The organism is Georgenia satyanarayanai (assembly GCF_009193135.1).
GTDB lineage: Bacteria > Actinomycetota > Actinomycetes > Actinomycetales > Actinomycetaceae > Oceanitalea > Oceanitalea satyanarayanai.
This window is the reverse complement of record NZ_VUKC01000004.1, coordinates 173,474-196,149: the sequence shown is the minus strand read 5'-3', so window position 1 is coordinate 196,149 and position 22,676 is coordinate 173,474. Positions and strand designations below refer to the sequence as shown.

Below are 22,676 nucleotides of genomic sequence, written 5' to 3'. Positions count from 1 at the left end.
CGGCCTCAGACCGCGAAGGTCTGAGCGAGCCGACGCACCTCGTGGATCCGCTGTGCCCGCAGGGCGGCGATCGGCGTGGTCCCCAGGTCCTCCTGCTCGGTGAGCAGCCACGCCACGGCCTCGTCGACCGTGAAACCGGTGTCGGTCAGCAGGATGAGCGTCCCGCGCAGCGAGGGCACCGGACCGGGCTCGGCGGCGCCGTCCTCCGCGGTGAGGAGGAAGTCGCGCGGGACGAGGAAGGGACCCTCCTCCTGCGGGCGCGTCCCTGCGAGGTGGTGGTCGCGGACGAGGTCCCGGACGTCGCGCAGCCGCACGTCGAGGAGCTCGGCGACCTCGGGGAGGGAGCACCAGCGGAGGCCTGAGGCGTCGTTCTCGGTCATTCCCGCAGCCTAACGAGCCGCGGGAGCGGGCGCCGTCCCCGCCTTTACGTGCCGCCTCGATAACGCTAGGGTCACAGCGTTCACACTCGCCCCACCAATAACACCAGCCACTGTGGTCCCGTGCGCCGACACGCCGGGGCCCGTCGCGGAGGACATCGATGAAGGCTCGCACTCACACCCGGGCGCCTCGTCCCGCCGGCCGCGCCGGCGTGGGCCTCGTGCTCGCGGCGACCACCGTCGCGGCGATGACCGTGCCGGCCGGCGCCGCCACCGCGGCCACCACCGCGCCCACCGCGGGCGCCACGGCGCTCGCACTCACCGCGCCCGCCACCCAGCGCAGCCTGCCGACGGGCACCTACCAGGTGCGAGCCGGCGACACGGTCGGCGCCATCGCCGCCCGCGCGGGGACGTCCGTCTCCGCGATCGTCGCGGCCAACGGCCTCAACTCGCAGGCGCTCATCAAGGTGGGCCAGGTCCTCCGTCTGCCGGCCGCCGGCAAGGCCGCCACGGCCGCGCCCGCCCGGGCCGCCGCCGCGACGACCCACACGGTCGCCGCGGGTGACACGGTCTCGGCCCTCGCCAAGCGGTACGGCACCACTGTCGAGGACATCGTCTCCGCCAACCGCCTCGGTTCGCGCGCGCTCATCATCATCGGCCAGCGCCTCACCATCCCCGGGACCTCGGCTCCGGCCACCGGCGCGAGCGCCGCCCCCGCGGCGAGCCGCCCCGCCGCCCAGAGCGCCAGCACCCACGTGGTCCGGGCCGGGGACACCGTCTCCGGCATCGCCCAGCGCTACGGCACCACCGTCGAGCGCATCGCGTCGGCCAACGGTCTGCGCAACCCCGGCCTCATCCGGATCGGCCAGCGCCTCACCGTCTCCGGCGGCGGCTCGACCTCGGCCCCCGCCGCCAAGCCCGCCACGACGCCCGTCAGCAGCACGGCCTCCCGCACGCACGTCGTCGCGGCCGGCGACACCGTCTCGGGCCTCGCCTCGCGGTACGGCTCGACGACGTCGGCGATCATCTCCGCCAACAACCTTCCCGGCTCCGGGCTCATCTACGTCGGCCAGCGCCTCACCGTGCCGGGTGGCTCGGGTGGCGGCACGAGCGCCGGAGGCAGCACGAGCGGCGGCCAGCTCGTCGGCAGCACGTTCCTCGGGCGGACCTACGCGAGCAACGTCGTCGGCGCGGCCAACACGAACAAGGCGACGCTCCTGTCGATGAGCGTCCCCTCGCGCGACCAGATGCGCGCCATGGTCCGGAACACCGCCGTGAACATGGGCGTGGACCCCGCGCTCGCCCTGGCCGTGGCCCAGCAGGAGTCCGGCTTCGACGCACGCGCCGTCTCCCCCGCCAACGCCGTCGGCGTCATGCAGGTGATCCCGAGCTCCGGCCAGTGGGCCTCGGACCTCGTCGGGCGCCAGCTCAACCTCCTCGACCCGCAGGACAACGTCACCGCCGGCATCGCGATCCTGCGCCAGCTCGTCCGCACCGCCGACAACTTCGACCAGGCGGTCGCCGGCTACTACCAGGGCCTCGCGGGGGTCAAGCGCAACGGCATGTACGCCGACACCCGCAACTACGTCGCCGGGATCAAGTCCCTCATGCGTCAGTTCTGACCAGCCACGACGCCGCAGCCCGCCTCACCGGTCCCGTTACCGGTCGGGGCGGGCCCGCGGCTCTAGACTCGGCCCCGTGCAGCGCACCGTGAGCGACCCCATGCTCGGCCGTCTCGTCGACGGCCGGTACGAGGTGCGTGCCCGCATCGCCCGGGGCGGCATGGCCACCGTCTACCGGGCCCTGGACCGGCGTCTGGACCGCACCGTCGCCCTCAAGGCCATGCACCCGCACCTCGCCGAGAGCGCGGACTTCGTCGCCCGCTTCCGCCGCGAGGCCCGCTCCGCCGCCCGGCTCAACCACCCCGGCATCGTCGCGATCTACGACCAGGGCCTGGCCGACGACACGAGCTACCTCACGATGGAGCTCATCGAGGGCCACAACCTGCGCACCGAGCTGCGCCGGGAGGGTGCCCTGCCCCTGGGGCGCGCCCTCGACGTCGTCGACGGCGTCCTCGACGCCCTCGCCTGCGCCCACCGCGCCGGGGTCGTCCACCGCGACGTCAAGCCGGAGAACGTCCTCCTCGAGCGCGACGGGCGCCCCAAGGTCACCGACTTCGGTCTCGCGCGCGCCGTCACCGAGGCGACGGCGGCGTCGACCGGCACCGTGCTCGGGACCGTCGCCTACCTCGCCCCCGAGATCGTCACCTCCGGGGTCGCCGACGCGCGCGCGGACGTCTACGCCGTCGGGATCGTCCTGTTCGAGCTCATCACCGGCACCCAGCCCTTCGTCGCCGACCAGCCGATCCGGGTGGCCTTCCAGCACGTCAACGACGGCGTCCCGCGCCCCTCCTCCCGGGTCGAGTGGCTCCCGGCGGAGGTCGACGAGCTCGTCGCCGCCCTCACCGCGAAGGACGCCGCGGACCGCCCCACGGACGCCGACGCCGCGCTCGCGCTCCTGCGCCGCACCCGCGCCGCCCTGGACGACGCCACGCTCGCGCGCCGCGCGGACGTGGCCCCCGCGGTCGAGGAGGGGGGCACCGACGGTGCGGAGGGTCCCGCCACCGACGTCACGCCGCTGCCCGCCGGCACCGTCGCCCTGCCCATCGGCGCGATCCACGCCGGCGTGCCCGATCCGGGACCGGCCGGCCCGGCTCGCCGCCGTCGTCGTCGCCGCGTCTTCGCGCTCACCATGGTCCTGCTCGCCCTCGCCCTCACCGGCGGCGGCTCGTGGTGGTGGTTCACCCACGGCCCCGGCGCCTACGCCACCGTGCCCGCGGTCGTCGGCCTCACCGAGGACGAGGCCGTCGCCGTGCTCAGCGACGCCGGCCTCGACCTCACCGTCGAGCGCGAGCACCACGACACCGTGCCCGAGCACGAGGTCGTCTCCGCCGAGCCCGCACCGGGCGACCGCGTGCGCACCGACGGCACCGTCGTCCTCCACGTCTCCCGCGGCATCCTCATGGTCGAGGTGCCCGAGCTCGTCGGCCTCACCCAGGAGGAGGCGACCGGTGCGCTCGAGGCCGCCCAGCTCACCGTCGGGCAGGTCGAGACCCCGTACGACGACGACGCCCCCGCCGGTGAGGTGATCTCCGCCGGCCGGGAGGCCGGTGAGGTCATCCCCTACGACCAGCCGGTCGACCTCGTCGTGTCCGCGGGCCGCGAGCCGGTCGAGCTCGTCTCGGTCGTCGGGGCCGACGCGGACACCGCTGTCTCCGACCTCGAGCGCGCCGGCCTCGGCGCCGTCGTCGAGGAGGACTACCACCCCGAGGTGCCCGCCGGCCGGGTCGTGAGCCAGGACCCCACGCCGGACGAGGACGTCCAGCTCTACCGCGGCGACGAGGTCACCGTCACCGTCTCCCTCGGCCCCCAGCCGGTCGAGCTGCCGGACCTCGTCGGACGACAGGTGGGCGCCGCCACCGAGGAGCTCGAGGCCGCGGGCTTCGTCGTCGAGGTCGAGCGGGTGCTCGGCGGCATCTTCGGCACCGTGCGCAGCATGTCCCCGGACGCCGGTGAGCTCGCGGTGCCGGGCACGACCGTCACCCTCACCGTCGTCTGAGGCCTCCCGGCCTCGGGACCAAGGTCCCGCCGCCGTCACGTTCGTCCGCTTCGACCACCACATGTAGCGGCGGTTGGTGCGACACACCCCAACACCTAGGGGTTCCCGCCCGCTCCCGCGGTCCTAGCGTCTGTCGTGCCGCAGTCCGCACGAGCACGGGAGAAGCCCATGGACCACCGCCCCACCCACGTCGACCCGACCACCACCGTCGAGGAGTACCTGGACCGCAGCGACTGGCGCGTCAACGCCAACGCGAACCAGGGCTACTCGCTCGGCGGGATGATGCTCAACACCTCGGGGAAGGTCGTGGCCAACTACTGGCTCGACCGTGTCTACGCCCCCGAGGCCGGTCGCGCCCACCGCGAGGGCGACCTCCACATCCACGACCTCGACATGTTCGCCGGCTACTGCGCGGGCTGGTCGCTGCGCCGCCTCCTGGAGGAGGGCTTCAACGGCGTGCCCGGGGCCATCTCCGCCGCACCCGCCCGGCACTTCTCCTCCGCCGTCGGGCAGATCGTCAACTTCCTCGGGACCCTGCAGAACGAGTGGGCCGGGGCGCAGGCCTTCAGCTCCTTCGACACCTACATGGCCCCCTTCGTCCGCCTGGACGCGATGACCTACGACGACGTCAAGCAGGGCGTCCAGGAGCTCGTCCACAACCTCAACGTGCCCTCCCGCTGGGGCACCCAGACCCCCTTCACCAACCTCACCTTCGACTGGACCTGCCCGCCGGACCTGCGGGGGCAGGTGCCGCTCGTCGGCGGGGAGCCGTGCGACTTCACCTACGGCGACCTCCAGCACGAGATGGACCTCGTCAACCGCGCCTACCTGGAGGTGATGACCGAGGGCGACGCGACCGGGCAGGTGTTCACCTTCCCCATCCCCACGTACAACATCACCAAGGACTTCGACTGGGACTCGGAGAACACCGAGCGGCTCTTCGCGATGACCGCGAAGTACGGGCTGCCCTACTTCCAGAACTTCATCAGCTCCGACCTCGACCCCGGCATGATCCGCTCGATGTGCTGCCGTCTCCAGCTCGACCTGCGGGAGCTGCTCAAGCGCGGCAACGGGCTCTTCGGCTCGGCGGAGCAGACCGGGTCCCTCGGTGTCGTCACCGTCAACATGGCGCGGCTGGGCTACCTTCACGCGCACGACGAGGCCGGGCTCGTGCGTCGCCTCGACGAGCTCATGGACGTCGCCCGCGACACCCTGGAGCTCAAGCGGGTCGTCATCCAGGAGCACATCGACGGCGGCCTGTTCCCGTGGACCCGCCGCTACCTCGGGACGCTGGACAACCACTTCTCGACCATCGGCGTCAACGGGATGAACGAGATGGTCCGCAACTTCACCCTCGACGAGTACGACCTCACCGACCCGCGCGGGCACGCGCTGTGCGCCCGCCTCCTCGACCACGTCCGCGACCGGATGGTCGAGTACCAGGAGGCCACCGGACACCTGTACAACCTCGAGGCCACCCCGGCGGAGGGCACGACGTACCGCTTCGCCAAGGAGGACCGCACGCGCTTCCCCGGCATCCTCCAGGCCGGCACCGGGACCAACCCGTACTACACGAACTCCTCCCAGCTGCCCGTCGGCTTCACCGACGACCCGTTCGAGGCGCTCGAGCGCCAGGAGGAGCTCCAGGGCAAGTACACCGGCGGCACGGTCCTGCACCTGTACATGAGCGAGCGCATCTCCTCCGCGCAGGCGTGCAAGGAGATCGTGCGCCGGGCCCTGGAGGGCTTCCGTCTGCCCTACGTCACCATCACCCCGACCTTCTCGGTGTGCCCGAACCACGGCTACCTCTCCGGGGAGCACCACTCCTGCCCGCGCTGCGCCGTCGAGCGCGACGAGCCGGTGGCGTGCGAGGTGTGGACCCGGGTCATGGGCTACTTCCGGCCGGTGAGCTCCTTCAACATCGGCAAGAGGGGCGAGTACGCCGAGCGGGAGATGTTCACCGAGCAGGCCGCCGTCCCCGCACCGGTCGTGACGCCGTGACCGCCGTCGCGGCGGGCCGCCCCGCCTCACCGGCCCGCGCCGACGACCTCCAGGTCGCCGGGATGGCGCCGCTGTCGACGGTCGACTGGCCCGGGCGGCTCGCCGCGACGGTCTTCTGCCAGGGCTGCCCGTGGGACTGCTCCTACTGCCACAACCCGACGCTCATCCCCCCGCGCACCCCGGGCACGCTCCCCTGGCAGGACGTGCTCGCCTTCCTCCGCCGACGACGCCGCCTCCTGGACGCCGTCGTCCTGTCCGGCGGGGAGGCCACCCGGCAGGCGGCGCTCCTCCCGGCCGCCCGGGAGGTGCGCGCGCTCGGGTTCGCCGTCGGTCTCCACACCGCGGGTCCCTACCCGCGGCGGCTCGAGGCGGTGCTCGGTGACGTCGACTGGGTGGGCCTGGACCTCAAGGCCCTGCCCGAGGACTACGACGACGTCGTACGGCGCCCGGGCGCGGGCCACCTCGCGTGGGAGTGCCTCGACCTGCTCGTCGCCTCCGGCGTCGACCACGAGGTCCGCACGACGGTCGCGCCCGGCTCCCCCGCGGTCCGCCACGCCGTCGAGATCGCCCGCCGTGCCCGTGACGCCGGCGCGCGTGCCTTCGCGCTCCAGGTCGTGCGGACCGAGGGCACGCGCGAGGAGTTCACCCACGCCCACGCCGCGGCCGACCAGCGCGCGTGGCAGCAGGAGGTCGCGACCCTGGACGACCAGGTCCGCGCCCTCGACCTGGACCGCTACGACCTGAGACCCGCCTGACCGGTCCGTCCGACACCGTCGCAGTTGGTGGGCTGCTGTCGCCTCGCCGCACGTATCGCGTCGCCGAACCCACCAACTGCGAAGTTCTAGGGTGGGCGGCGCGCGGGGGCCGGGCCTAGTTCTGGTGAGGGGGCTCCCGGCTATAGAGTTCGGCAAATGCACTCACCGTTGGAGCACGCGCACGTCCTCGTCACGGGCGCCACCGGCTTCGTCGGCCAGGCCGTCGTCGAGAAGCTTCTCGCCGCCTACCCGACGACCCGCATCAGCATCCTCGTCCGCCCCCGCGGCGACCTCAGCGCTCAGCGACGCGCCGAGAAGCTGCTGCGCAAGCCGGTCTTCCGCAGCTGGCGCGACTCCGTCGGCGAGGAGAACGCGCTGGCCGCCTTCACCGAGCGGGTCACCGTCATCCCCGGCGACCTCGAGGACGTCCCCGAGCTGCCCGACGACCTCGACGTCGTCGTCCACTCCGCCTCCAGCGTCTCCTTCGACCTCCCCGTCGACGAGGCGTTCGCCGCCAACGTCGCCGGCCCGGTCAACCTCTACGAGCGGCTCCTCGCCACCGGGACCGACCCGCACGTCGTCCACGTCTCGACGAGCTACGTCGCCGGCCTGCGCAAGGGCGTGGCCGAGGAGCGCAGCCTCGACCACGACGTCGACTACGGCACCGAGCTGCGCTCGGCGCTCGCGGCCCGCCAGTCCGCCGAGGAGGCCTCGCGCCGCCCCGAGGTCCTCGAGCCGCTGCTGCGCCAGGCCGACGTCGACCACCGCCGCGCCGGGCCCCGCGCCGTCGCCCAGGCCGCCGAGGCGGCCCGTGTCGCGTGGGTCCGCGAGGAGCTCGTCCACCACGCCCGCACCCGCGCGGAGTCGCTCGGCTGGCCGGACGTCTACACCTTCACCAAGGCGATGGGCGAGCGGGTCGCCGAGGACCTGTGGCAGGGCGGCGGGCACCGCCTGTCGGTCGTGCGCCCGACGATCATCGAGTCCTCCTTCCGCCACCCCTACCCGGGCTGGATCGACGGCTTCAAGGTCGCCGACCCCCTCATCGCCGCCTACGGCCGCGGCATGCTCCCGGAGTTCCCGGCGCTCGCCGACACCGTCCTCGACGTCATCCCCGTCGACTTCGTCGTCAACGCGATCCTCGCCGCGGCCGCCGCGCCGCCGCCGGCGGGCGACGCGCACTACTTCCAGGTCTCCTCCGGGATCACGAACCCGCTGCGCTTCGGCAAGCTCTACGAGTACGTGCGCGAGTACTTCTCCGCGAACCCGCTCAAGGACTCCAGCGGCTCCCACGTCTCGGTGCCCTCGTGGTCCTTCCCGCACCGCGGTGCCGTCGAGCGCGCCGTGCGCCGCCGGGAGAAGGCGGTGCAGGTGGCCGACCGCGCCGTCGGGCGCCTGCCGGCGCGCGCCCGCACCCGCGAGTGGATGTCCACGCTGTACAAGGCGCGCCGCGACCTCGACACGCTGCGCAAGTTCACCTCGCTGTACCAGCCGTACACGCAGATCGAGGTCATCTTCGACGACGCCCGCACCCGGGCGCTGCACGCCTCCCTGCCGCCGGAGCGGCAGACCGAGCACGGCTTCGACGTCACCGAGATCGACTGGCGCCACTACCTCCAGGAGGTCCACATCCCCGGGGTGCCGGGCCTCATGCGTGGCGAGCGGCCCAAGGCCGGCACGCCGCGCGAGGCCGAGCTGCCCCGTCGCAGCGACGTCGTCGCCGTCTTCGACCTCCAGCGCACCGTCATCGCCGCGACCCTCGTCGAGCAGTACCTGTGGGTCGAGCTCGCCACCCGCCCGCCGGCCGGCTGGCCCAAGGCGCTGGGCAACCTCGTCGCCCTCGGCCCGCGCTACCTCCAGGCGGAGATGCGCGACCGCGGCGACTTCATCCGCACCTTCATGCGCCGCTACGCCGGCACCCACGAGGCGGAGCTGCGCACCGCGATCGCCGAGCGGGTGCAGGACTCCCTGCGCCGTGACGTCCTCACCGAGGCCGTCAAGCAGATCCGCGCCCACCGGGCCGCCGGCCACCGCACCGTCCTCGTCACCGGGGAGATCGACGTCTTCGTCGAGCCGCTCGCGCCGCTCTTCGACGTCGTCGTCGCCGGCCAGATGGAGAAGGACGACGACGGCCGCTGGACCGGCCACCTCCTCGCCTCCCCGCTCGTCGGGGAGTCCCGGGCGACCTGGCTCACGCGCTACGCCCGCGACGAAGGTCTGGACCTGTCGGCCTCGTACGCCTACGGCGACAGCTACGCCGACCGGCCCTGGCTCGAGGTCGTCGGCAACCCCCACGTGGTCAACCCCGACGCCCAGCTCTACCGTTACGCACGCGCCCAGCGCTGGCCCGTCCACACGTGGACGACGACGGTCGAGGGCCGCATCGCCCCAGTCCTGCGCAGCCTGAAGGAGGCCGTCCAGCGATGACCACCGGTCCCCGACGCCCGCTCTCGGCGCCCACCGACGCCTCCGTCCTGCAGGGACGCGCGCTCGTCACCGGCGGCACGTCCGGCCTCGGCCTCGAGTTCGCCCGGGCGCTGGCCGCCCGTGGGCTCGCGCTCGTGCTCGTCGCCCGCAACCGGGAGCGCCTGGAGAAGACGGCCGAGCAGCTGCGTTGGCGCTACGGTGTCGAGGTGGAGACGCTCGTGGCCGACCTCGCGGCGCGCGACGACGTGGACGCCGTCGCGGCGCGGCTGCTGGACGCCGGGTCCCCCGTGGACGTCCTCGTCAACAACGCGGGCCACGGCGTGCACGTGCCGCTCCTCGCGGAGGACCTCAGCGAGGTCGACCGGTCGCTGGACGTCATGGTCCGCGCCGTCCTCGTCCTGGGCAACGCCGCGGGCCGCGCGATGGTGTCGCGGGGCCGCGGCGTCATCGTCAACGTCGCCTCGGTGGCCGGCCTCGTCCCCATGGGCGCCTACTCGGCGATCAAGTCCTGGGTGGCGACCTACTCCGAGTCCCTGTCCCTGGAGCTCGCGGGGACCGGCGTCCAGGCCACCGCGCTCGTGCCCGGCTGGGTGCGCACCGAGTTCCACGAGCGGGCGAAGATCCGCACGAGCGCGATCCCGAACGTCCTGTGGCTCGAGGCCGACCGCGTCGTGTCCGACGCGCTGGAGGACGTCGAGCGTGGCCGGGTCCGCTCGGTGCCCTCGCTCCGCTTCCGCGTCATCGCGTTCCTCGCCGCGCACGCACCGCGGCCGCTCGTGCGGCGCGCCACCGCACTCATCCAGGGAGGTCGGTCGTGACCGAGGGGGACTCCGCAAGCGGCAGCCGTGGGGGCGAAGGAGCCCCCCGCCTGAGCCGCTACCACGCCCGCTGGCACCGGGCCCTGCGCTTCGTCGCGCAGCGCCTCGTCCTGCGGCCCGTCGTCTCGGCGGTGACGACGACGACGGTCGAGGGCACCGACAACGTCGACTCCCTCCGCGGTCCGTTCGTCGTCGTCGCCAACCACTGCAGCCACCTGGACACCGGCGTCCTGGTGTCCCAGCTCCCCTACCGGCTGACCAAGAAGCTCACCGTCGGTGCTGCCGCCGACTACTTCTACTCCCGGTGGTGGGTCAAGGCGCTCACCTCGCTGTTCTTCAACACCTACCCGATCGAGCGCACCGGTGGACGCGGACGCAACAAGGGCATGTCCCAGCGCCTGCTGACGAGCGGCCTGCCGATCCTGCTCTTCCCGGAGGGCACCCGCAGCCGCGACGGCGTCATGCGCCCCTTCAAGCCCGGTGCGGCGGTGCTCTGCGCGACCTCCGGCGTCCCGTGCGTCCCGGTCGCGCTGCTCGGCACCCACGAGGCGATGCCGGTGGGCCGGTTCTGGCCGGTCCCGGGCCGCCCGCGTGTCCGGGTGCTCGTCGGCCGACCGATGCGGCCCCACCCCGGGGAGCCGGCGCGCGCGTTCAGCGACCGCGTCGCCCAGCACATCAGCACCATGATGACCATGCAGACGCCGTACGTCGTCGGCGACTCGAGGAGGGGCGGGCCGGAGGGCCAGTCCCAGGAGGAGGCTTCGTGACGGGAGTGACGCACCAGAAGTGGTGGGGCTGGGGAGTGGAGGGCATCGCCTTCAACTACCGGGACAAGCCGAAGATGGCGCCCTTCGTCATGGACAGGATCGGGATCGACCTCTCGGCACCCGGCACCCCGCCGCCGTCCTTCGACGACATCGACGTCCCCGCCTCCAAGCTTCCCGAGGACCTCGCCGCCGAGCTGCGGTCGGCCCTCGGTGAGGACCACGTCGTCACCTCCGACCTCGACCGCGTCATCCACACCTACGGCAAGGGCCTCGTCGACCTCGTCCGGGTCCGCGCCGGGTACCTGCCGCGCGTGCCCGACGTCGTCGTCTACCCCGGCACGGAGGAGGAGGTGCGCGCCGTCGTCGACGCCGTCGTCGCGAGCGACGCCGTCCTCATCCCCTTCGGCGGCGGCTCGAACATCTCCGGGTCCCTCACCCCACCGCCCGAGGAGACCCGCCCGATCGTCTCCCTCGACCTCGGCCGCCTCAACCGTGTCCTCGAGGTCGACGAGGACGCCGGGCTCGCGCGCGTCCAGGCCGGTGCCCTCGGCCCCGACCTCGAGGAGCAGCTGACCGCCCGCGGCTGGACGATGGGCCACCAGCCCGACAGCTTCAAGCACTCGACCCTCGGCGGGTGGATCGCCACCCGCTCCTCGGGCATGCAGTCCGACAAGTACGGGGACATCGCCGACATCACCCGCGGCATGCGGGTCGTGCTGCCGGGCAAGGTCGTCGTGCTGCGCCCGCTGCCGAGCACGTCCTCGGGCCCCAGCGTGCGGGAGATGATCCTCGGCTCGGAGGGGCGCCTGGGTGTCATCACCGAGGCGTGGGTGCACGTCCACCGGCTGCCGGAGAACCGCGAGATCATCGCCTACCTCTTCCCGAACTGGGGCAGCGCCGTCCAGGCCATGCACGCGATCTCCGTGTCCGACGCCCACCCGTCGGTCACCCGCGTCTCCGACGGCAACGAGACCGCGTTCTCGCTGTCGACGCAGAAGGCGTCCAAGGGCGCGAAGAAGGCGGTCCAGGACGGACTGTTCGGCTTCCTCGAGAAGCGCGGCTGGGACCTGGACAAGGCCTGCCTCAGCTACGTCGGCTACGAGGGCGGCAGCGCCCGGGTCAGGGCCGACAAGGCGACCGTCGGCAAGATCGTCCGCGAGCACGGCGGCGTGAAGCTCGGCAAGGGGCCCGGCGCGCTGTACGACCAGAAGAAGTTCGACACCCCCTACATCCGCGACTTCCTCCTCGACATCGGCGCGCTCGCCGATGTCTCGGAGACGGCGATGCCGTGGTCGCGGCTCATGGAGGTCTACCACCGCACCCTGCGCGCGGCGCGCGAGGCCTTCGACTCCCTGGGCGTGCGCGGCTACATCATGTGCCACCTGTCGCACAGCTACCACTCCGGTGCGTGCCTGTACTTCACCTTCGCCCTCGTGTCCGGGAGCTCGGACATGGAGGAGCAGCTGCGTCAGTACTGGGTGGTCAAGCGGGCGATCCAGCAGTCCTTCGTCGACCAGGGCGGGACGATCTCCCACCACCACGGAGTGGGCACCGACCACGCGCCCTGGCTGGAGCAGGACATCTCCCCCGCCGGCGTGGACGTCCAGGTGGCCCTGCTCCAGGGCGTGGACCCCGGCCGCAACCTCAATCCCGGCACGCTGCTGCCCGCCTCCCGCGAGTGGTGAGCTGACCCTCCCCCACCCACCGCCGAGAGCGGAGTTGTCACCGGGTGACAACTCCGCTCTCGGCGCTTGTGGGCGCGCTCACTCCTGGTAGGAGTAGCGCTCCTCGCGCCAGGCGTCGCCGCGCAGGTGGTAGCCGCGCTGCTCCCAGAACCCGCGCTCGGGGGCGGCGGTGTAGTTCCACCCGCGGACCCACTTGGGGCCCTTCCACGAGTACAGGTGCGGGATGACCAGGCGCAGCGGCGCGCCACGCTCCTGGGTGAGGGGCACGCCGTCGTGGTGGGTGGCGAGGACGGCGCGGGCCGACATGAGGTCGTCGACGCGGATCGTCGCGCTGTAGCCGTACTCCGCGAAGACGAGGACGTCCTCGACGCCGTCCGCGGGAGGCGCGGCCTCGACCAGGGCGCGGGCGGCGACCCCGGACCACCGCTCGTCCAGGGTGCTCCAGCGCGCCGAGCAGTGGAGGTCACCGATGACCTCGACCGGTGTCATCGCGAGGACCTCGTCCAGCGAGAAGCGCCGCTCCGCGCCGTCGCGGGTGAGCCCCCCGACGGTGAAGTCCCACCGCTCCGGCCGCGGCCTGGGCACCGGCCCGTAGTGCATGACCGGGGCCTGGGCGACCAGGTGCTGCCCGGGCGGGACGCTCCGCTCGGGTGGGACCTCGATCGCCCCTGCCGTGCTCACCGTTCCCCCCGATCCCCGACCATCAGCTCCCGCGGAGCATCTCAGCGACGGCGAAGGCCATCTCCAGCGACTGCTGGTGGTTGAGGCGCGGGTCGACGAGCGTCTCGTAGCGGCGGCTGAGCGCGCCCTCGTCGATCTCCTCACCGCCGCCGAGCACCTCGGTGACGTCGTCGCCGGTGAGCTCCACGTGCAGGCCGCCGGGGACGGTGCCCGCCACCTGGTGCGCCTCGAAGAAGCCGCGGACCTCGTCGAGCACCGTGTCGAAGCGGCGGGTCTTGTACCCGCTGGGCGAGGAGAAGGTGTTGCCGTGCATGGGGTCGCACACCCAGGTCACGGGGCTGCCCTCGGCGGACACCGCGGACAGGAGGCCCGGCAGGACGTCGCGGATGCGCTCGGCGCCCATGCGGGTGATGAAGGTGAGGCGCCCGGGGGTGCCCTCCGGGTTGAGCCGCTCCTGCAGGGCGAGGGCGGTCGCCGGGGTGGTCGTCGGCCCGAGCTTGACACCGATGGGGTTGTGCACGCGGGACAGGAGGTCGACGTGCGCGCCGTCGAGCTCGCGGGTGCGCTCCCCGATCCACAGGAAGTGCGCCGAGGTGTTGTACGGGTGCCCGGTGCGCGAGTCGATGCGGGTCATCGCCCGCTCGTAGTCGAGGAGCAGGGCCTCGTGGCTGGAGTAGAAGTCCACCGTGCGCAGCGCGTCGAAGTCGGCGCCCGCGGCAGCCATGAAGCGCACCGCGCGGTCGATCTCCGCGGCGAGCTGCTCGTAGCGCTTGTAGGCCGGGTTGGTGGTGAAGCCCCGGTTCCACTCGTGGACCCGGCGCAGGTCGGCGAAGCCGCCGCCGGTGAAGGCGCGGATGAGGTTGAGCGTCGTGGCGGAGCGGTGGTAGGCCGACAGCAGCCGGTTCGGGTCCGGGACCCGCGAGTCGGGCGTGAACGCGTGACCGTTGACAGCGTCACCGCGGTAGGCGGGCAGCTCGACGCCGTCGCGCGTCTCCATCGTGTTGCTGCGCGGCTTGGCGTACTGGCCGGCCATGCGGCCCATCTTGATGATGGGCAGGCTCGCGCCGTAGGTGAGGACGACAGCCATCTGCAGGATCGTGCGGATCTTGTTGCGGATGTTGTCCGCCGTCGACTCCGCGAAGGTCTCGGCGCAGTCGCCGCCCTGGAGGAGGAATGCCTCACCGCGGGACGCCTTGGCCAGCTGCTCGCGCAGCTGGTCCGCCTCGCCGGCGAAGACGAGCGGCGGGGAGGCGGCGAGCTCGTCGGTGACGGCGCGCAGCTCCTCGGCGCTGCGCCACTCCGGCTGCTGGGATGCCGGGAGGTCGCGCCAGATGTCCAGCCCGCGCAGAACCGCGGGATCAGCCTCGATACTCACGCGCTCCACCATACGACGAACGGCACGGGCCCCTTCCCACCGGTCCGACCGGTGGGAAGGGGCCCCGGCGCGGTCAGGCGCCGGCGGTCCGCCGGCGCAGGAGGAGTCCACCGCCGAGCGCCGCGAGCACGGCAGCGAGGGCGGCATACCCCGCGACGCCACCGGCGCCCGTGCTCGGGAGGGAACCACCGGGCGCGGCCGTGGCCTCGTCCGTCTCCCCACCGGAGCCGGGGGCGTCGTCCGTGTCCCCGGGCGTGGTGTCGTCGGTGGGCTCGGGGCTCGGGCCGTCGGTGGGCGGTTCCGTCGGCTCGGGGATGCTCACCTCGAGGGCGAGCAGGTCCTCGATGAGCACGTCGAGCACGCCGTCACCCACCTTGACCCGGCTGTCGGCCGGCCACCGGTTGCGCAGCGGGTCGACACGGACGTCGGCCGCGGCAGCGGCCGCCGTCCGCGCCTGTGCCGCCAGCTCCTCCCCGGCGACGACGTCACCGGCCAGGCGCGCGTCGACGGAGGCGATCGCGTCGAGCAGCGCGTCCGACCAGAGCGCGGTGGACTCCAGCCACCGCGCGGAGTCGGCAAGGAAGCCGTCGTGCACGCCGTCGGTGATGGTCTCCGGGGCCGCGGCGAGCAGCTCGGCGTAGGCGCTGAGCAGGTCCAGGGCACCGTCGGTGTCGCTCTCCTCCCACAGGGCGCCGAACTCCTCTGCCAGAGCCGCGAGGCCCGGTGCCTGCGGCTGCCACGGCTCGGCACCGAAGGTCGGCGCCTGCCGGTTGAGGTCGGCGAACACGGCGAGCGCGGCCGTGACCTCGGCGTCGCCGCCGGCGAGGAGGGCGAGGGACCGCAGCCACGACTCCTCGGCGTCGAAGGTGGCGTCGTTCCACGCGAAGTCGGCGACGCTCGCGACGACGACCTCCGAGGCGTAGGGCTGGTTCATCGGGTTGGACACGATCCCGCTGAGGTGCTCGGACAGGCCGTTGTCCCGGTAGGCGTACGGGCCGAGCAGGAGCCGTCCGGCCGTGTCGCCGAAGTCGTTGACCGGGTAGTTGTCCCAGAGGAAGGCCGGCCGCCCGTAGAGCTCGGAGAAGCGCTCGGCGTCCTCGGTGGTGATCGAGGTGGGCACGACGTCGGTGCCGGTCCACTGGATGACGACCTCGGGGTCGAGCGTCTCGCGGATGACGTCCTTGTACGCGGTCGCCTCGAGGTCCCCGTACTCGGTGGGCACCATCTGCAGCGGGCGCACGCCCTCACGCTCGGTCACCCACGTCTGCTGGACGTCGTTGAGCAGGTCGACCTGCGCCGTCGCGGCGGCCGCCTGGCCGGCAGGACCGTACGCCTCGGCGTCGGCCTCGCAGTTCCAGTCGGTGTAGGCGATGTCGTCGAGCGCGATGTAGAAGGACCGGCCCCCGGCGTCGTAGATGGCGTCGAGCTTCGCCTCGAGGTCGGCGCGGTGCTCGGGGTCGGAGTAGCAGATCGACACGCCCGGGGAGACGGCGAAGGTGAACTGGACGTGGTTCGCGTCGGCGCGCGCGATGAGCTCGGTGAGCTCGGTGAGGGTGTCCGCGGGGTACGGCTCGCGCCACTGGTCGCGGTGGTACGGGTCGTCCTTGGGGGCGTACACGTAGGTGTTGGCCTTGACCGACCCGAGGAAGTCCAGGTGGTCCAGGCGCTCGGCGTGCGTCCAGGGCTCGCCGTAGAAGCCCTCGATCGTCCCGCGCAGCGCCATCGCCGGGTGGTCGACGACGGCGGCCTCCCGCAGGTGGGTGACGCCGTCGACCTCCCCGAGCAGCTGGACGAGCGTCTGGACGCCGTAGAACTGCCCGGCGCCGTCGCGCCCGGCGACGAGTGCACCGTCCGCGTCGGTCACGAGCGCGTACCCCTCGGCGTCCGCCGGCACACCCTCGTCCGCGACGGCGTCGGCACCGACGACCGCGACCGCGAAGCCGTCCGGCTCCTCCCCCGGCACGAGCACGGTGACGTCCTCGACGCCGTGCGCGGCGAACGCGGCGAGCAGCGCGGCGAGCGCGGCGGCGTCGGTCGTCGCGTCCGTCACCACGTCGACGTCGCCGACGGGCACCGACTCACCGGTGTAGGTGGCCTCGACGGGAGCCGGGACGAGGAGGGGGTCGGGCAGGGCGGCTGCGGCGGGCGAGGCCGACGACGGGAGCGCGACCGCACCGGCGGCCAGCGCGAGCGTCACCCCCGAGGCCAGGACGGGATGTCTCATCGGTGAAGCACCTCTCGGCAGGAGCACGGCCGGCGGGTGCCGGACGAGTGGCCCAGCCTGTGGCCCGGCCCACACCTCGGTCAACTCACGGGTGAGGGCGGGCCGCACCCTCGCGACCCGCCCTCACCGTGCGTGCGTCGGTCAGTGGCCGGCGTTCTCCGCCGGGGTGACGTCCTGGCCGAGGCTCGCCATGAGCTCGCTGAACCACGGCTGGGAGATGTCGAAGGCCTTGCCGCCGGCGATCCGGGGGAAGGCGATGGTCGTCAGCTCGTCACCGTTCTCCTCGTCGTGCCCGACGACGCCGGAGACGTCCCGGAACGCGCTGTCGACGGCGAGGTCGACCATCTCCTTGATGAGCGCGAGGTCCTGGTCGTTGGCCGCTGCCGAGCGCGAGAAGTAGCCCGACTTCTGGACCATGACCTTCTCGGCGCCGATGAGCTCGGCGAACTGCTTGGCGAACCACTGGCCGGGGTTGATCGTGTCGAGCTTGACGTGGCCGAAGGGGTCGCGCTGGACCTCCTCGCCCTTGGCCTCGAGCTCGGCGATGATCTCCGGCACGCCGGCGCCCTCGGAGAGGAAGATGTTGACGTTGCCGATCTCGTCCATGACGCCGCGCAGGCGCTGCGCCTCGCCCTCGAGGTCGAGCTTCATCTCGGGCAGGAAGACGGCGTGAACGTCCCACCGCTCCTTGCTCAGCCCGGCGCTCGGGTTCCACTCGGGACGCTCGGCGACCCACTGGTGGTAGTCCCGGGCGGCGGCGGCGGTGAGCCAGCCGCAGTGGCGGCCCATGACCTCGTGGACGATGAGCATCCGGGGGTTGGAACGGTGCTCGCCGATGATGTTCTGGGCGAAGCGGCTGGCCTGCTCCGCGGCGGTGTGGGCGCCGAGCGACTGACGGATCGGGATGATGTCGTTGTCGATCGTCTTCGGCAGGCCGACGACGGCCATGTGGTACCCGTTGTCCTCGAGGTAGGCGGCGAGGTCCGCGGCCGTCGTGTTGGTGTCGTCGCCGCCGATGGTGTGGAGGACGTCGACGCCGTCGGCGCGCAGCTGCTCGGCCGCGACCTTGAGCGGGTCGTCACCCTCCTGGACGAGTCCGCGCTCGACGAGGTTCTTGGCGTTGGTGAGCTTGACGCGGCTGTTGCCGATGGGGCTGCCGCCGAAGTCGTGCAGCACGCTGGCCTTGGCGCGCGCCTCGTCGTCGATGACGACCTTGGTGCCCGTCAGCAGGCCGTGGTAGCCGTACTGGTAGGCGATGATCTCCACGTCCGGCGCCACCTCGGTGTAGCGCTCGATCAGGCCCCCGACCGCGGAGGACAGGCAGGGGGCGAAGCCACCTGCGGTGAGCAGGGCGACACGGCGGACGGACATCGGCAACCTTTCGTCGAACGGCGGCCGCCAGGGCAGCGGCCGGCGAGCAGGGAGTGCTCGCGCGCGCCACCCAGTGTAGTGACGCCGGGAGCCGGTGCCTGGGACCGCCTACCTCGTGGACGAGGACGGCGGTGCGCCCGCTCCGTCGTCGTCCTGCCCGGCCGCGGTCTCGGCGTCCTGCGCAGCGGCCTCGAGGAGCTCCTTGCCCTCGGCCAGCTCGCGCTCGGTGGGCTCGGGCACCCCGGTGTCCGGGACCCTGCGGCCGCCGGGACCGGCCGGGGCGGCGGGCGCCGCGGTCGCGGGCGCCGTCCCGGAGGTGGCGCGCGCCTTGACGGAGGCGGCGTAGGCGTCGACGTACTCCTGGCCGGACAGGCGCATGATCTCGTACATGATCTCGTCGGTCACCGAGCGCAGGACGAAGCGGTCCTCCTCCAGGCCGGCGTAGCGGCTGAAGTCGAGCGGCTTGCCGATGACGATCCCGATCGGCCGTAGCCGCGGGATGCGGGTGCCGATCGGCTGGGCGATGTTCGTGCCGATCATCGCGACGGGGATGACGGGGGCGCCGGACTGGAGCGCGAGGCGCGCGACACCGGTCTTGCCGCGGTAGAGGCGTCCGTCGGGGCTGCGGGTGCCCTCGGGGTAGATCCCGAACAGGCCCCCCTCCTCGAGGCGGCGCAGCCCGGTGCGGAGCGCGGCCTCACCGGCGCGGCCGCCGCTGCGGTCGACCGGGATGGTGCCCACCCCGCGCATGAACCCGGCGACGAGCTTGCCCTTGACCCCCCGCCCGGTGAAGTAGTCCTGCTTGCCGAGGAACACGACGGAGCGGCGCACCATGAGCGGGAGGAAGAAGGAGTCGATGACGGCCATGTGGTTGCTCGCGAGGATCGCCGCGCCCTCCTCGGGCACGTTCTCCGCGCCGCGGATCCACGGCTGGTAGAAGACGCGCAGCGTCGTGCCGAGCGTCGCCTTCATCAAGCCGTAGAACACTCACTACCCCTTCGCCGTCCGCGCGGCGCCCGGATCGGGCCGCGCGTTCCTGAAGCACTCTAGAGTGCTCCCCATGGCTGGTCCTACCCGGGGCGCCGCTGACGGCGACCACGTGCCCGACGACGACCTCGACGCCCAGTGGGCGGAGCTGACCGCGCGTCTGGGCGAGCTGCGGCTGCCGCCCGAGGAGGAGCTCGCGCCGGAGCCCGAGCCGCTGCCCCCGGCCGCGCCGCCCGCACCCGGCCCGCGCGACTACTCCCCCGCGGGGGAGACGGAGGACGACGACCGCGCGCGTGACGTCGTCGACGGCTTCACCGAGCCAGACCCGGACCCGCTGTCCCGTTCCGAGCCGGTGCTCGTCGTCGCCTGGGGCGGGGTGCTCGGGGGCCTGGCCGTCATGCTGCTGTGCGTCCTGCTGTGGCGCTCGGCGCCGGGCGTCGTGTGGCTCGTGGCGGTCGGCGCGCTGGCCGTGGGCGTGGGTCTGCTCCTGTGGCGCATGCCGACGCGCCGGGACACCGACGACTACGGGGACGGCGCCGTCCTCTGACCGTCCCGTGGGGCCCGCCCGGCCACGCGGGCCGGGCGGGCGCCCGCGTCAGTGCCGGACGAGGTCGGCGGCACCGACGATGCCGGCCTCGCTGCCCATCTCGGCGAGGGCGATCTCCGCCTCGGGCCGGTAGCCCCGGGCGGAGAGGTGCTCGCGGAAGGACGCACGGGCGGCCTCGAGGACGAGGTCCCCCGTGTCGGCGACCCCGCCACCGATGACGAAGAGCTCGGGGTCGAGGACGGCGACGAGGTCGGCGATCCCGGCGCCCACCCACCGGCCGAGCTCGGCGACGAGGTCGCGGGAGAGCGGGTCGCCCTCGGAAGCGGCCTGGGTGACGTGCTGCCCGCGCGTCTTGCCGCCGTCGGCGGCGGCGAGCTCGCGCAGGCGCCCGGCGCGGTCCTCGTCGGTGATGAGCGCCATCCGGGCGGCCCGGGTCAGCGCACGGCCGGAGGCGTACATCTCCCAGCAGCCCTCGTGGCCACAGCCGCAGTAGTGGCCGGAGGGGACCACACGCATGTGGCCGAGCTCGGCAGCCGCACCGAAGGCACCGCGGATGAGCCGGTTGTCCAGGATGATCGCGCCGCCCAGCCCGGTGCCGAGCGTGAGCATGACCATGGACTGCGCGGACCTGCCGGCGCCGAAGCGGAACTCGGCCCAGCCGGCGGCGTTCGCGTCGTTCTCGATGACGATCGGCACCTCGATCCCGCGGGCCAGCCGCTCCCGGAGCGGGTAGTCGCGCCACGCGATGTTCGGGGCGAAGAGCATGCCGTCGCGGTTCGGGCTGACGAAGCCGGCTGCGGCCACCCCGACGCCGGTCACGTCGTACCCGGACCGCAGCTCGGCGACGGACGCGATGACCGCACTCTCGATCGCCTCGGGGTCCAGGGCGTCCGTCGCCCGGCGGGTCTGCGCCAGCACCTGGCCGTTCTCGTCGACCACACCGGCGGCGATCTTCGTCCCGCCGATGTCAATACCGATCGTCGTCATCGATGATTCCTGTCCGTCGTCGTGGACACGGCGCCACTTCCCTGCGGAGGTGCACCGAAACGCCCAGATCTGCCATATCGTGGAGCCGGTAGTCATTCCCTCCGACCGCTGCCACTGGAGTCAGTATGGACGAGTTCCATGTCCCCCTTGCCGTGACGTCCGAATCGTCGACGAGCGTGAGCGACCTGCTCATCGCGCAAGCCACGTCCTCCCCCTCCAAGGTGCTCATCGAGCGCCAGGAGAACGGTGTCTGGCGCGAGTACACGACCGCCGCGGTCCTCGAGCTCGTCGAGAACGTCGCCAAGGGGCTCATGGCCGCCGGCGTCGGTCCCGGGGACCACGTCGCGATCATGTCCCGCACCCGCTTTGAGTGGACGATCCTCGACTTCGCGATCTGGCACGCCGGCGGTGTCCCGGTGCCCGTGTACGAGACCTCCTCCCCCGACCAGTGCGCGTGGATCCTCGGTGACTCCGACTGCGTCGCCGCCGTCGTGGAGACCTCCGCCCACGCCGCGACCGTCGCGCAGGCCCGCGAGGAGAACGGTGGGCTGCCGCACCTGGGTGAGGTGTGGGCGATCGACGACGGCGCCATCGACACCCTGGTGGCCCGGGGCCGCGACGTCAGCGACGCGGACCTCGCCGCCCGGCACTCCGCCGTCGGCCTCGACGACATCGCGACGATCATCTACACCTCGGGCACCACCGGCCGTCCCAAGGGTGCCGAGCTCACCCACGGCAACTTCGTCGAGCTGTGCCGCAACGCCATCGAGGACCTCCACGAGGTCTTCGACTACCCCGGCGCGCGCACGCTGCTCTTCATGCCGCTGGCCCACGTGTTCGCCCGCTTCGTCGAGGTCCTCGTCATCGCCGCGGGCGTGCCCCTCGGGCACACGCCCGACACCAAGGACCTCGTCGCGGACATGGGCACCTACCGCCCGACGTTCATCCTCTCCGTCCCCCGCGTCTTCGAGAAGGTCTACAACGCCGCCGAGCAGAAGGCCGCGGCCGGCGGCAAGGTGAAGATCTTCCGGTGGGCCGCGAGGGTGAACATCGCCTACTCCCGGGCGCTGGACAAGCCGGGCGGCCCCGGTGTGCGGCTCAAGGCGCTCCACAAGGTCGCCGACGCGCTCGTGCTCAAGAAGATCCGCGCCGTGCTCGGAGGGCAGGCCGTCTACGCGGTCTCCGGTGGCGCCCCGCTGGGTGAGCGCCTCGGCCACTTCTTCCGCGGACTGGGTCTCGTGGTGCTCGAGGGCTACGGCCTGACCGAGACCACCGCGCCCGTCGCCGTCGCGCGGCCGGGGCGCGTGAAGATCGGCACGGTGGGCACCCCGCTGCCGGGGTGCGGGATCAAGATCGCCGACGACGGCGAGATCCTCGCCAAGGGGATCGCGGTGTTCCGGGGCTACCACAACAACGCCGACGCGACCGCCGAGGCCTTCTCGGACGGCTGGTTCCACACCGGTGACGTCGGCCGGCTCGACGAGGACGGCTGCCTGACGATCACGGGCCGCAAGAAGGAGATCATCGTGACGGCGGGAGGCAAGAACGTCGCGCCCAGCCAGCTCGAGGACCCCACCCGCGCCCACCCGCTGATCTCCCAGTGCCTGGCGATCGGCGACCGCCGGCACTTCATCAGCATGCTCGTCACGCTCGACGCCGAGATGCTCCCGAGCTGGCTGAAGAACCACGGCAAGGAGCCGATGAGCGTCGCGGAGGCCGCGCAGGACCCCCTCGTCCGCGAGCACATCCAGATGGAGATCGACCGGACGAACAAGAAGGTCTCGCGCGCCGAGTCCATCCGGAAGTTCGTCGTCCTCGACGAGGACTTCACGGTGGACAACGGCTACCTCACGCCCTCGATGAAGGTGCGGCGCAACGCGGTGATGCGCGACTACGCGAAGGTCGTCGACGAGATCTACGCCGAGGCGCCCACCGGCACCCGCGGCTGACCGCCCCGACCCGACCTCCACGGCCGGTGCCCGCGACCGCGCGGGCACCGGCCGTGGCACGCGCGCGGCTCCGCGCGCCGGGAGCGGCACCGGGACGGGGCGGCGGGGCA

At 72.8% G+C, this 22,676-nt stretch carries 17 protein-coding genes; 10 read left to right on the top strand and 7 right to left on the bottom strand.

Annotation, left to right across the window (positions count from 1 at the left end; genetic code table 11):
* Window positions 1-5 precede the first annotated feature (5 nt).
* Complete coding sequence (locus tag GD632_RS07525) at window positions 6-380, bottom strand: Rv2175c family DNA-binding protein (protein ID WP_152190492.1); 375 nt, start codon at window positions 378-380, stop codon at window positions 6-8.
* Between the two features lie 158 nt (window positions 381-538).
* Here GD632_RS07525 and GD632_RS07520 point away from each other — a divergent pair, with 158 nt between their 5' ends.
* The 8 genes from GD632_RS07520 to GD632_RS07485 all read left to right on the top strand — a co-directional run bounded on the left by GD632_RS07520 (window position 539) and on the right by GD632_RS07485 (window position 12,445).
* Window positions 539-1,999, top strand: coding sequence for a lytic transglycosylase domain-containing protein (locus GD632_RS07520; RefSeq protein WP_226924733.1), 1,461 nt, complete (start codon window positions 539-541; stop codon window positions 1,997-1,999).
* 76 nt (window positions 2,000-2,075) lie between these two features.
* A complete protein-coding gene (gene pknB, locus GD632_RS07515; protein ID WP_152190489.1) occupies window positions 2,076-3,995 on the top strand; it encodes a Stk1 family PASTA domain-containing Ser/Thr kinase in 1,920 nt (639 codons plus the stop codon).
* Between the two features lie 168 nt (window positions 3,996-4,163).
* The gene (locus GD632_RS07510) at window positions 4,164-5,996 is read left to right on the top strand and encodes a ribonucleoside triphosphate reductase (protein ID WP_152190487.1); all 1,833 of its coding nucleotides are present in this window, start codon (window positions 4,164-4,166) and stop codon (window positions 5,994-5,996) included.
* Window positions 5,993-6,751 carry an anaerobic ribonucleoside-triphosphate reductase activating protein gene (locus GD632_RS07505; RefSeq protein ID WP_226924732.1) on the top strand — a complete coding sequence of 253 codons (759 nt, stop codon included), beginning with the start codon at window positions 5,993-5,995 and terminating at the stop codon, window positions 6,749-6,751. The genes GD632_RS07510 and GD632_RS07505 overlap by 4 nt, the downstream gene beginning before the upstream one ends.
* 156 nt (window positions 6,752-6,907) lie before the next feature.
* On the top strand, window positions 6,908-9,175 hold the full coding sequence (locus GD632_RS07500) for an HAD-IB family hydrolase (protein ID WP_152190484.1): 2,268 nt from the start codon (window positions 6,908-6,910) through the stop codon (window positions 9,173-9,175).
* Window positions 9,172-9,993: an SDR family NAD(P)-dependent oxidoreductase gene (locus GD632_RS07495; RefSeq protein WP_152190482.1), complete on the top strand. Its 822-nt coding sequence runs from the start codon at window positions 9,172-9,174 to the stop codon at window positions 9,991-9,993. The genes GD632_RS07500 and GD632_RS07495 overlap by 4 nt, the downstream gene beginning before the upstream one ends.
* The gene (locus tag GD632_RS07490) at window positions 9,990-10,760 is read left to right on the top strand and encodes a lysophospholipid acyltransferase family protein (RefSeq protein WP_152190480.1); all 771 of its coding nucleotides are present in this window, start codon (window positions 9,990-9,992) and stop codon (window positions 10,758-10,760) included. The genes GD632_RS07495 and GD632_RS07490 overlap by 4 nt, the downstream gene beginning before the upstream one ends.
* Complete coding sequence (locus tag GD632_RS07485) at window positions 10,757-12,445, top strand: FAD-binding oxidoreductase (RefSeq protein ID WP_226924731.1); 1,689 nt, start codon at window positions 10,757-10,759, stop codon at window positions 12,443-12,445. The genes GD632_RS07490 and GD632_RS07485 overlap by 4 nt, the downstream gene beginning before the upstream one ends.
* A 78-nt stretch (window positions 12,446-12,523) precedes the next feature.
* On the opposite strand, the gene GD632_RS07480 is transcribed toward GD632_RS07485, so the two are convergent.
* The 5 genes from GD632_RS07480 to GD632_RS07460 form a co-directional block, all read right to left on the bottom strand.
* On the bottom strand, window positions 12,524-13,045 hold the full coding sequence (locus GD632_RS07480) for a molybdopterin-dependent oxidoreductase (protein WP_152190594.1): 522 nt from the start codon (window positions 13,043-13,045) through the stop codon (window positions 12,524-12,526).
* Window positions 13,046-13,148: 103 nt separating this feature from the next.
* Window positions 13,149-14,513, bottom strand: coding sequence for a class II 3-deoxy-7-phosphoheptulonate synthase (locus GD632_RS07475; RefSeq protein ID WP_193311389.1), 1,365 nt, complete (start codon window positions 14,511-14,513; stop codon window positions 13,149-13,151).
* 61 nt (window positions 14,514-14,574) lie between these two features.
* Window positions 14,575-16,725, bottom strand: a complete 2,151-nt coding sequence (locus GD632_RS07470; protein WP_193311388.1) for a beta-N-acetylhexosaminidase family protein — start codon at window positions 16,723-16,725, stop codon at window positions 14,575-14,577.
* A 141-nt stretch (window positions 16,726-16,866) separates the two neighbouring features.
* Window positions 16,867-18,096, bottom strand: a complete 1,230-nt coding sequence (locus GD632_RS07465; RefSeq protein ID WP_152190476.1) for a pyrophosphate--fructose-6-phosphate 1-phosphotransferase — start codon at window positions 18,094-18,096, stop codon at window positions 16,867-16,869.
* 108 nt (window positions 18,097-18,204) lie between these two features.
* The gene (locus GD632_RS07460; RefSeq protein WP_226924729.1) at window positions 18,205-19,083 is read right to left on the bottom strand and encodes a lysophospholipid acyltransferase family protein; all 879 of its coding nucleotides are present in this window, start codon (window positions 19,081-19,083) and stop codon (window positions 18,205-18,207) included.
* A 73-nt stretch (window positions 19,084-19,156) separates the two neighbouring features.
* On the opposite strand from GD632_RS07460, the gene GD632_RS07455 reads away from it, so the two are divergent.
* Window positions 19,157-19,630, top strand: coding sequence for a hypothetical protein (locus tag GD632_RS07455; RefSeq protein WP_152190473.1), 474 nt, complete (start codon window positions 19,157-19,159; stop codon window positions 19,628-19,630).
* A 48-nt stretch (window positions 19,631-19,678) separates the two neighbouring features.
* Here the strand turns inward: GD632_RS07455 and GD632_RS07450 are convergent, their stop codons facing one another.
* Window positions 19,679-20,617 carry an ROK family glucokinase gene (locus tag GD632_RS07450; RefSeq protein WP_152190471.1) on the bottom strand — a complete coding sequence of 313 codons (939 nt, stop codon included), beginning with the start codon at window positions 20,615-20,617 and terminating at the stop codon, window positions 19,679-19,681.
* Window positions 20,618-20,742: 125 nt separating this feature from the next.
* Between GD632_RS07450 and GD632_RS07445 the strand changes: the two genes are divergently transcribed.
* Window positions 20,743-22,566 carry an AMP-dependent synthetase/ligase gene (locus GD632_RS07445; protein ID WP_152190469.1) on the top strand — a complete coding sequence of 608 codons (1,824 nt, stop codon included), beginning with the start codon at window positions 20,743-20,745 and terminating at the stop codon, window positions 22,564-22,566.
* Window positions 22,567-22,676 lie beyond the last annotated feature (110 nt).

Bases quoted from the DNA above. Each gene is read 5' to 3' on its own strand.
- GD632_RS07525 (WP_152190492.1), bottom strand. From the start codon at position 380: ATGACCGAGAACGACGCCTCAGGCCTCCGCTGGTGCTCCCTCCCCGAG.
- GD632_RS07520 (WP_226924733.1), top strand. From the start codon at position 539: ATGAAGGCTCGCACTCACACCCGGGCGCCTCGTCCCGCCGGCCGCGCC.
- GD632_RS07510 (WP_152190487.1), top strand. From the start codon at position 4,164: ATGGACCACCGCCCCACCCACGTCGACCCGACCACCACCGTCGAGGAG.
- GD632_RS07500 (WP_152190484.1), top strand. From the start codon at position 6,908: ATGCACTCACCGTTGGAGCACGCGCACGTCCTCGTCACGGGCGCCACC.
- GD632_RS07495 (WP_152190482.1), top strand. From the start codon at position 9,172: ATGACCACCGGTCCCCGACGCCCGCTCTCGGCGCCCACCGACGCCTCC.
- GD632_RS07480 (WP_152190594.1), bottom strand. From the start codon at position 13,045: ATGCACTACGGGCCGGTGCCCAGGCCGCGGCCGGAGCGGTGGGACTTC.
- GD632_RS07475 (WP_193311389.1), bottom strand. From the start codon at position 14,513: ATGGTGGAGCGCGTGAGTATCGAGGCTGATCCCGCGGTTCTGCGCGGG.
- GD632_RS07470 (WP_193311388.1), bottom strand. From the start codon at position 16,725: ATGAGACATCCCGTCCTGGCCTCGGGGGTGACGCTCGCGCTGGCCGCC.
- GD632_RS07465 (WP_152190476.1), bottom strand. From the start codon at position 18,096: ATGTCCGTCCGCCGTGTCGCCCTGCTCACCGCAGGTGGCTTCGCCCCC.
- GD632_RS07455 (WP_152190473.1), top strand. From the start codon at position 19,157: ATGGCTGGTCCTACCCGGGGCGCCGCTGACGGCGACCACGTGCCCGAC.
- GD632_RS07450 (WP_152190471.1), bottom strand. From the start codon at position 20,617: ATGACGACGATCGGTATTGACATCGGCGGGACGAAGATCGCCGCCGGT.
- GD632_RS07445 (WP_152190469.1), top strand. From the start codon at position 20,743: ATGGACGAGTTCCATGTCCCCCTTGCCGTGACGTCCGAATCGTCGACG.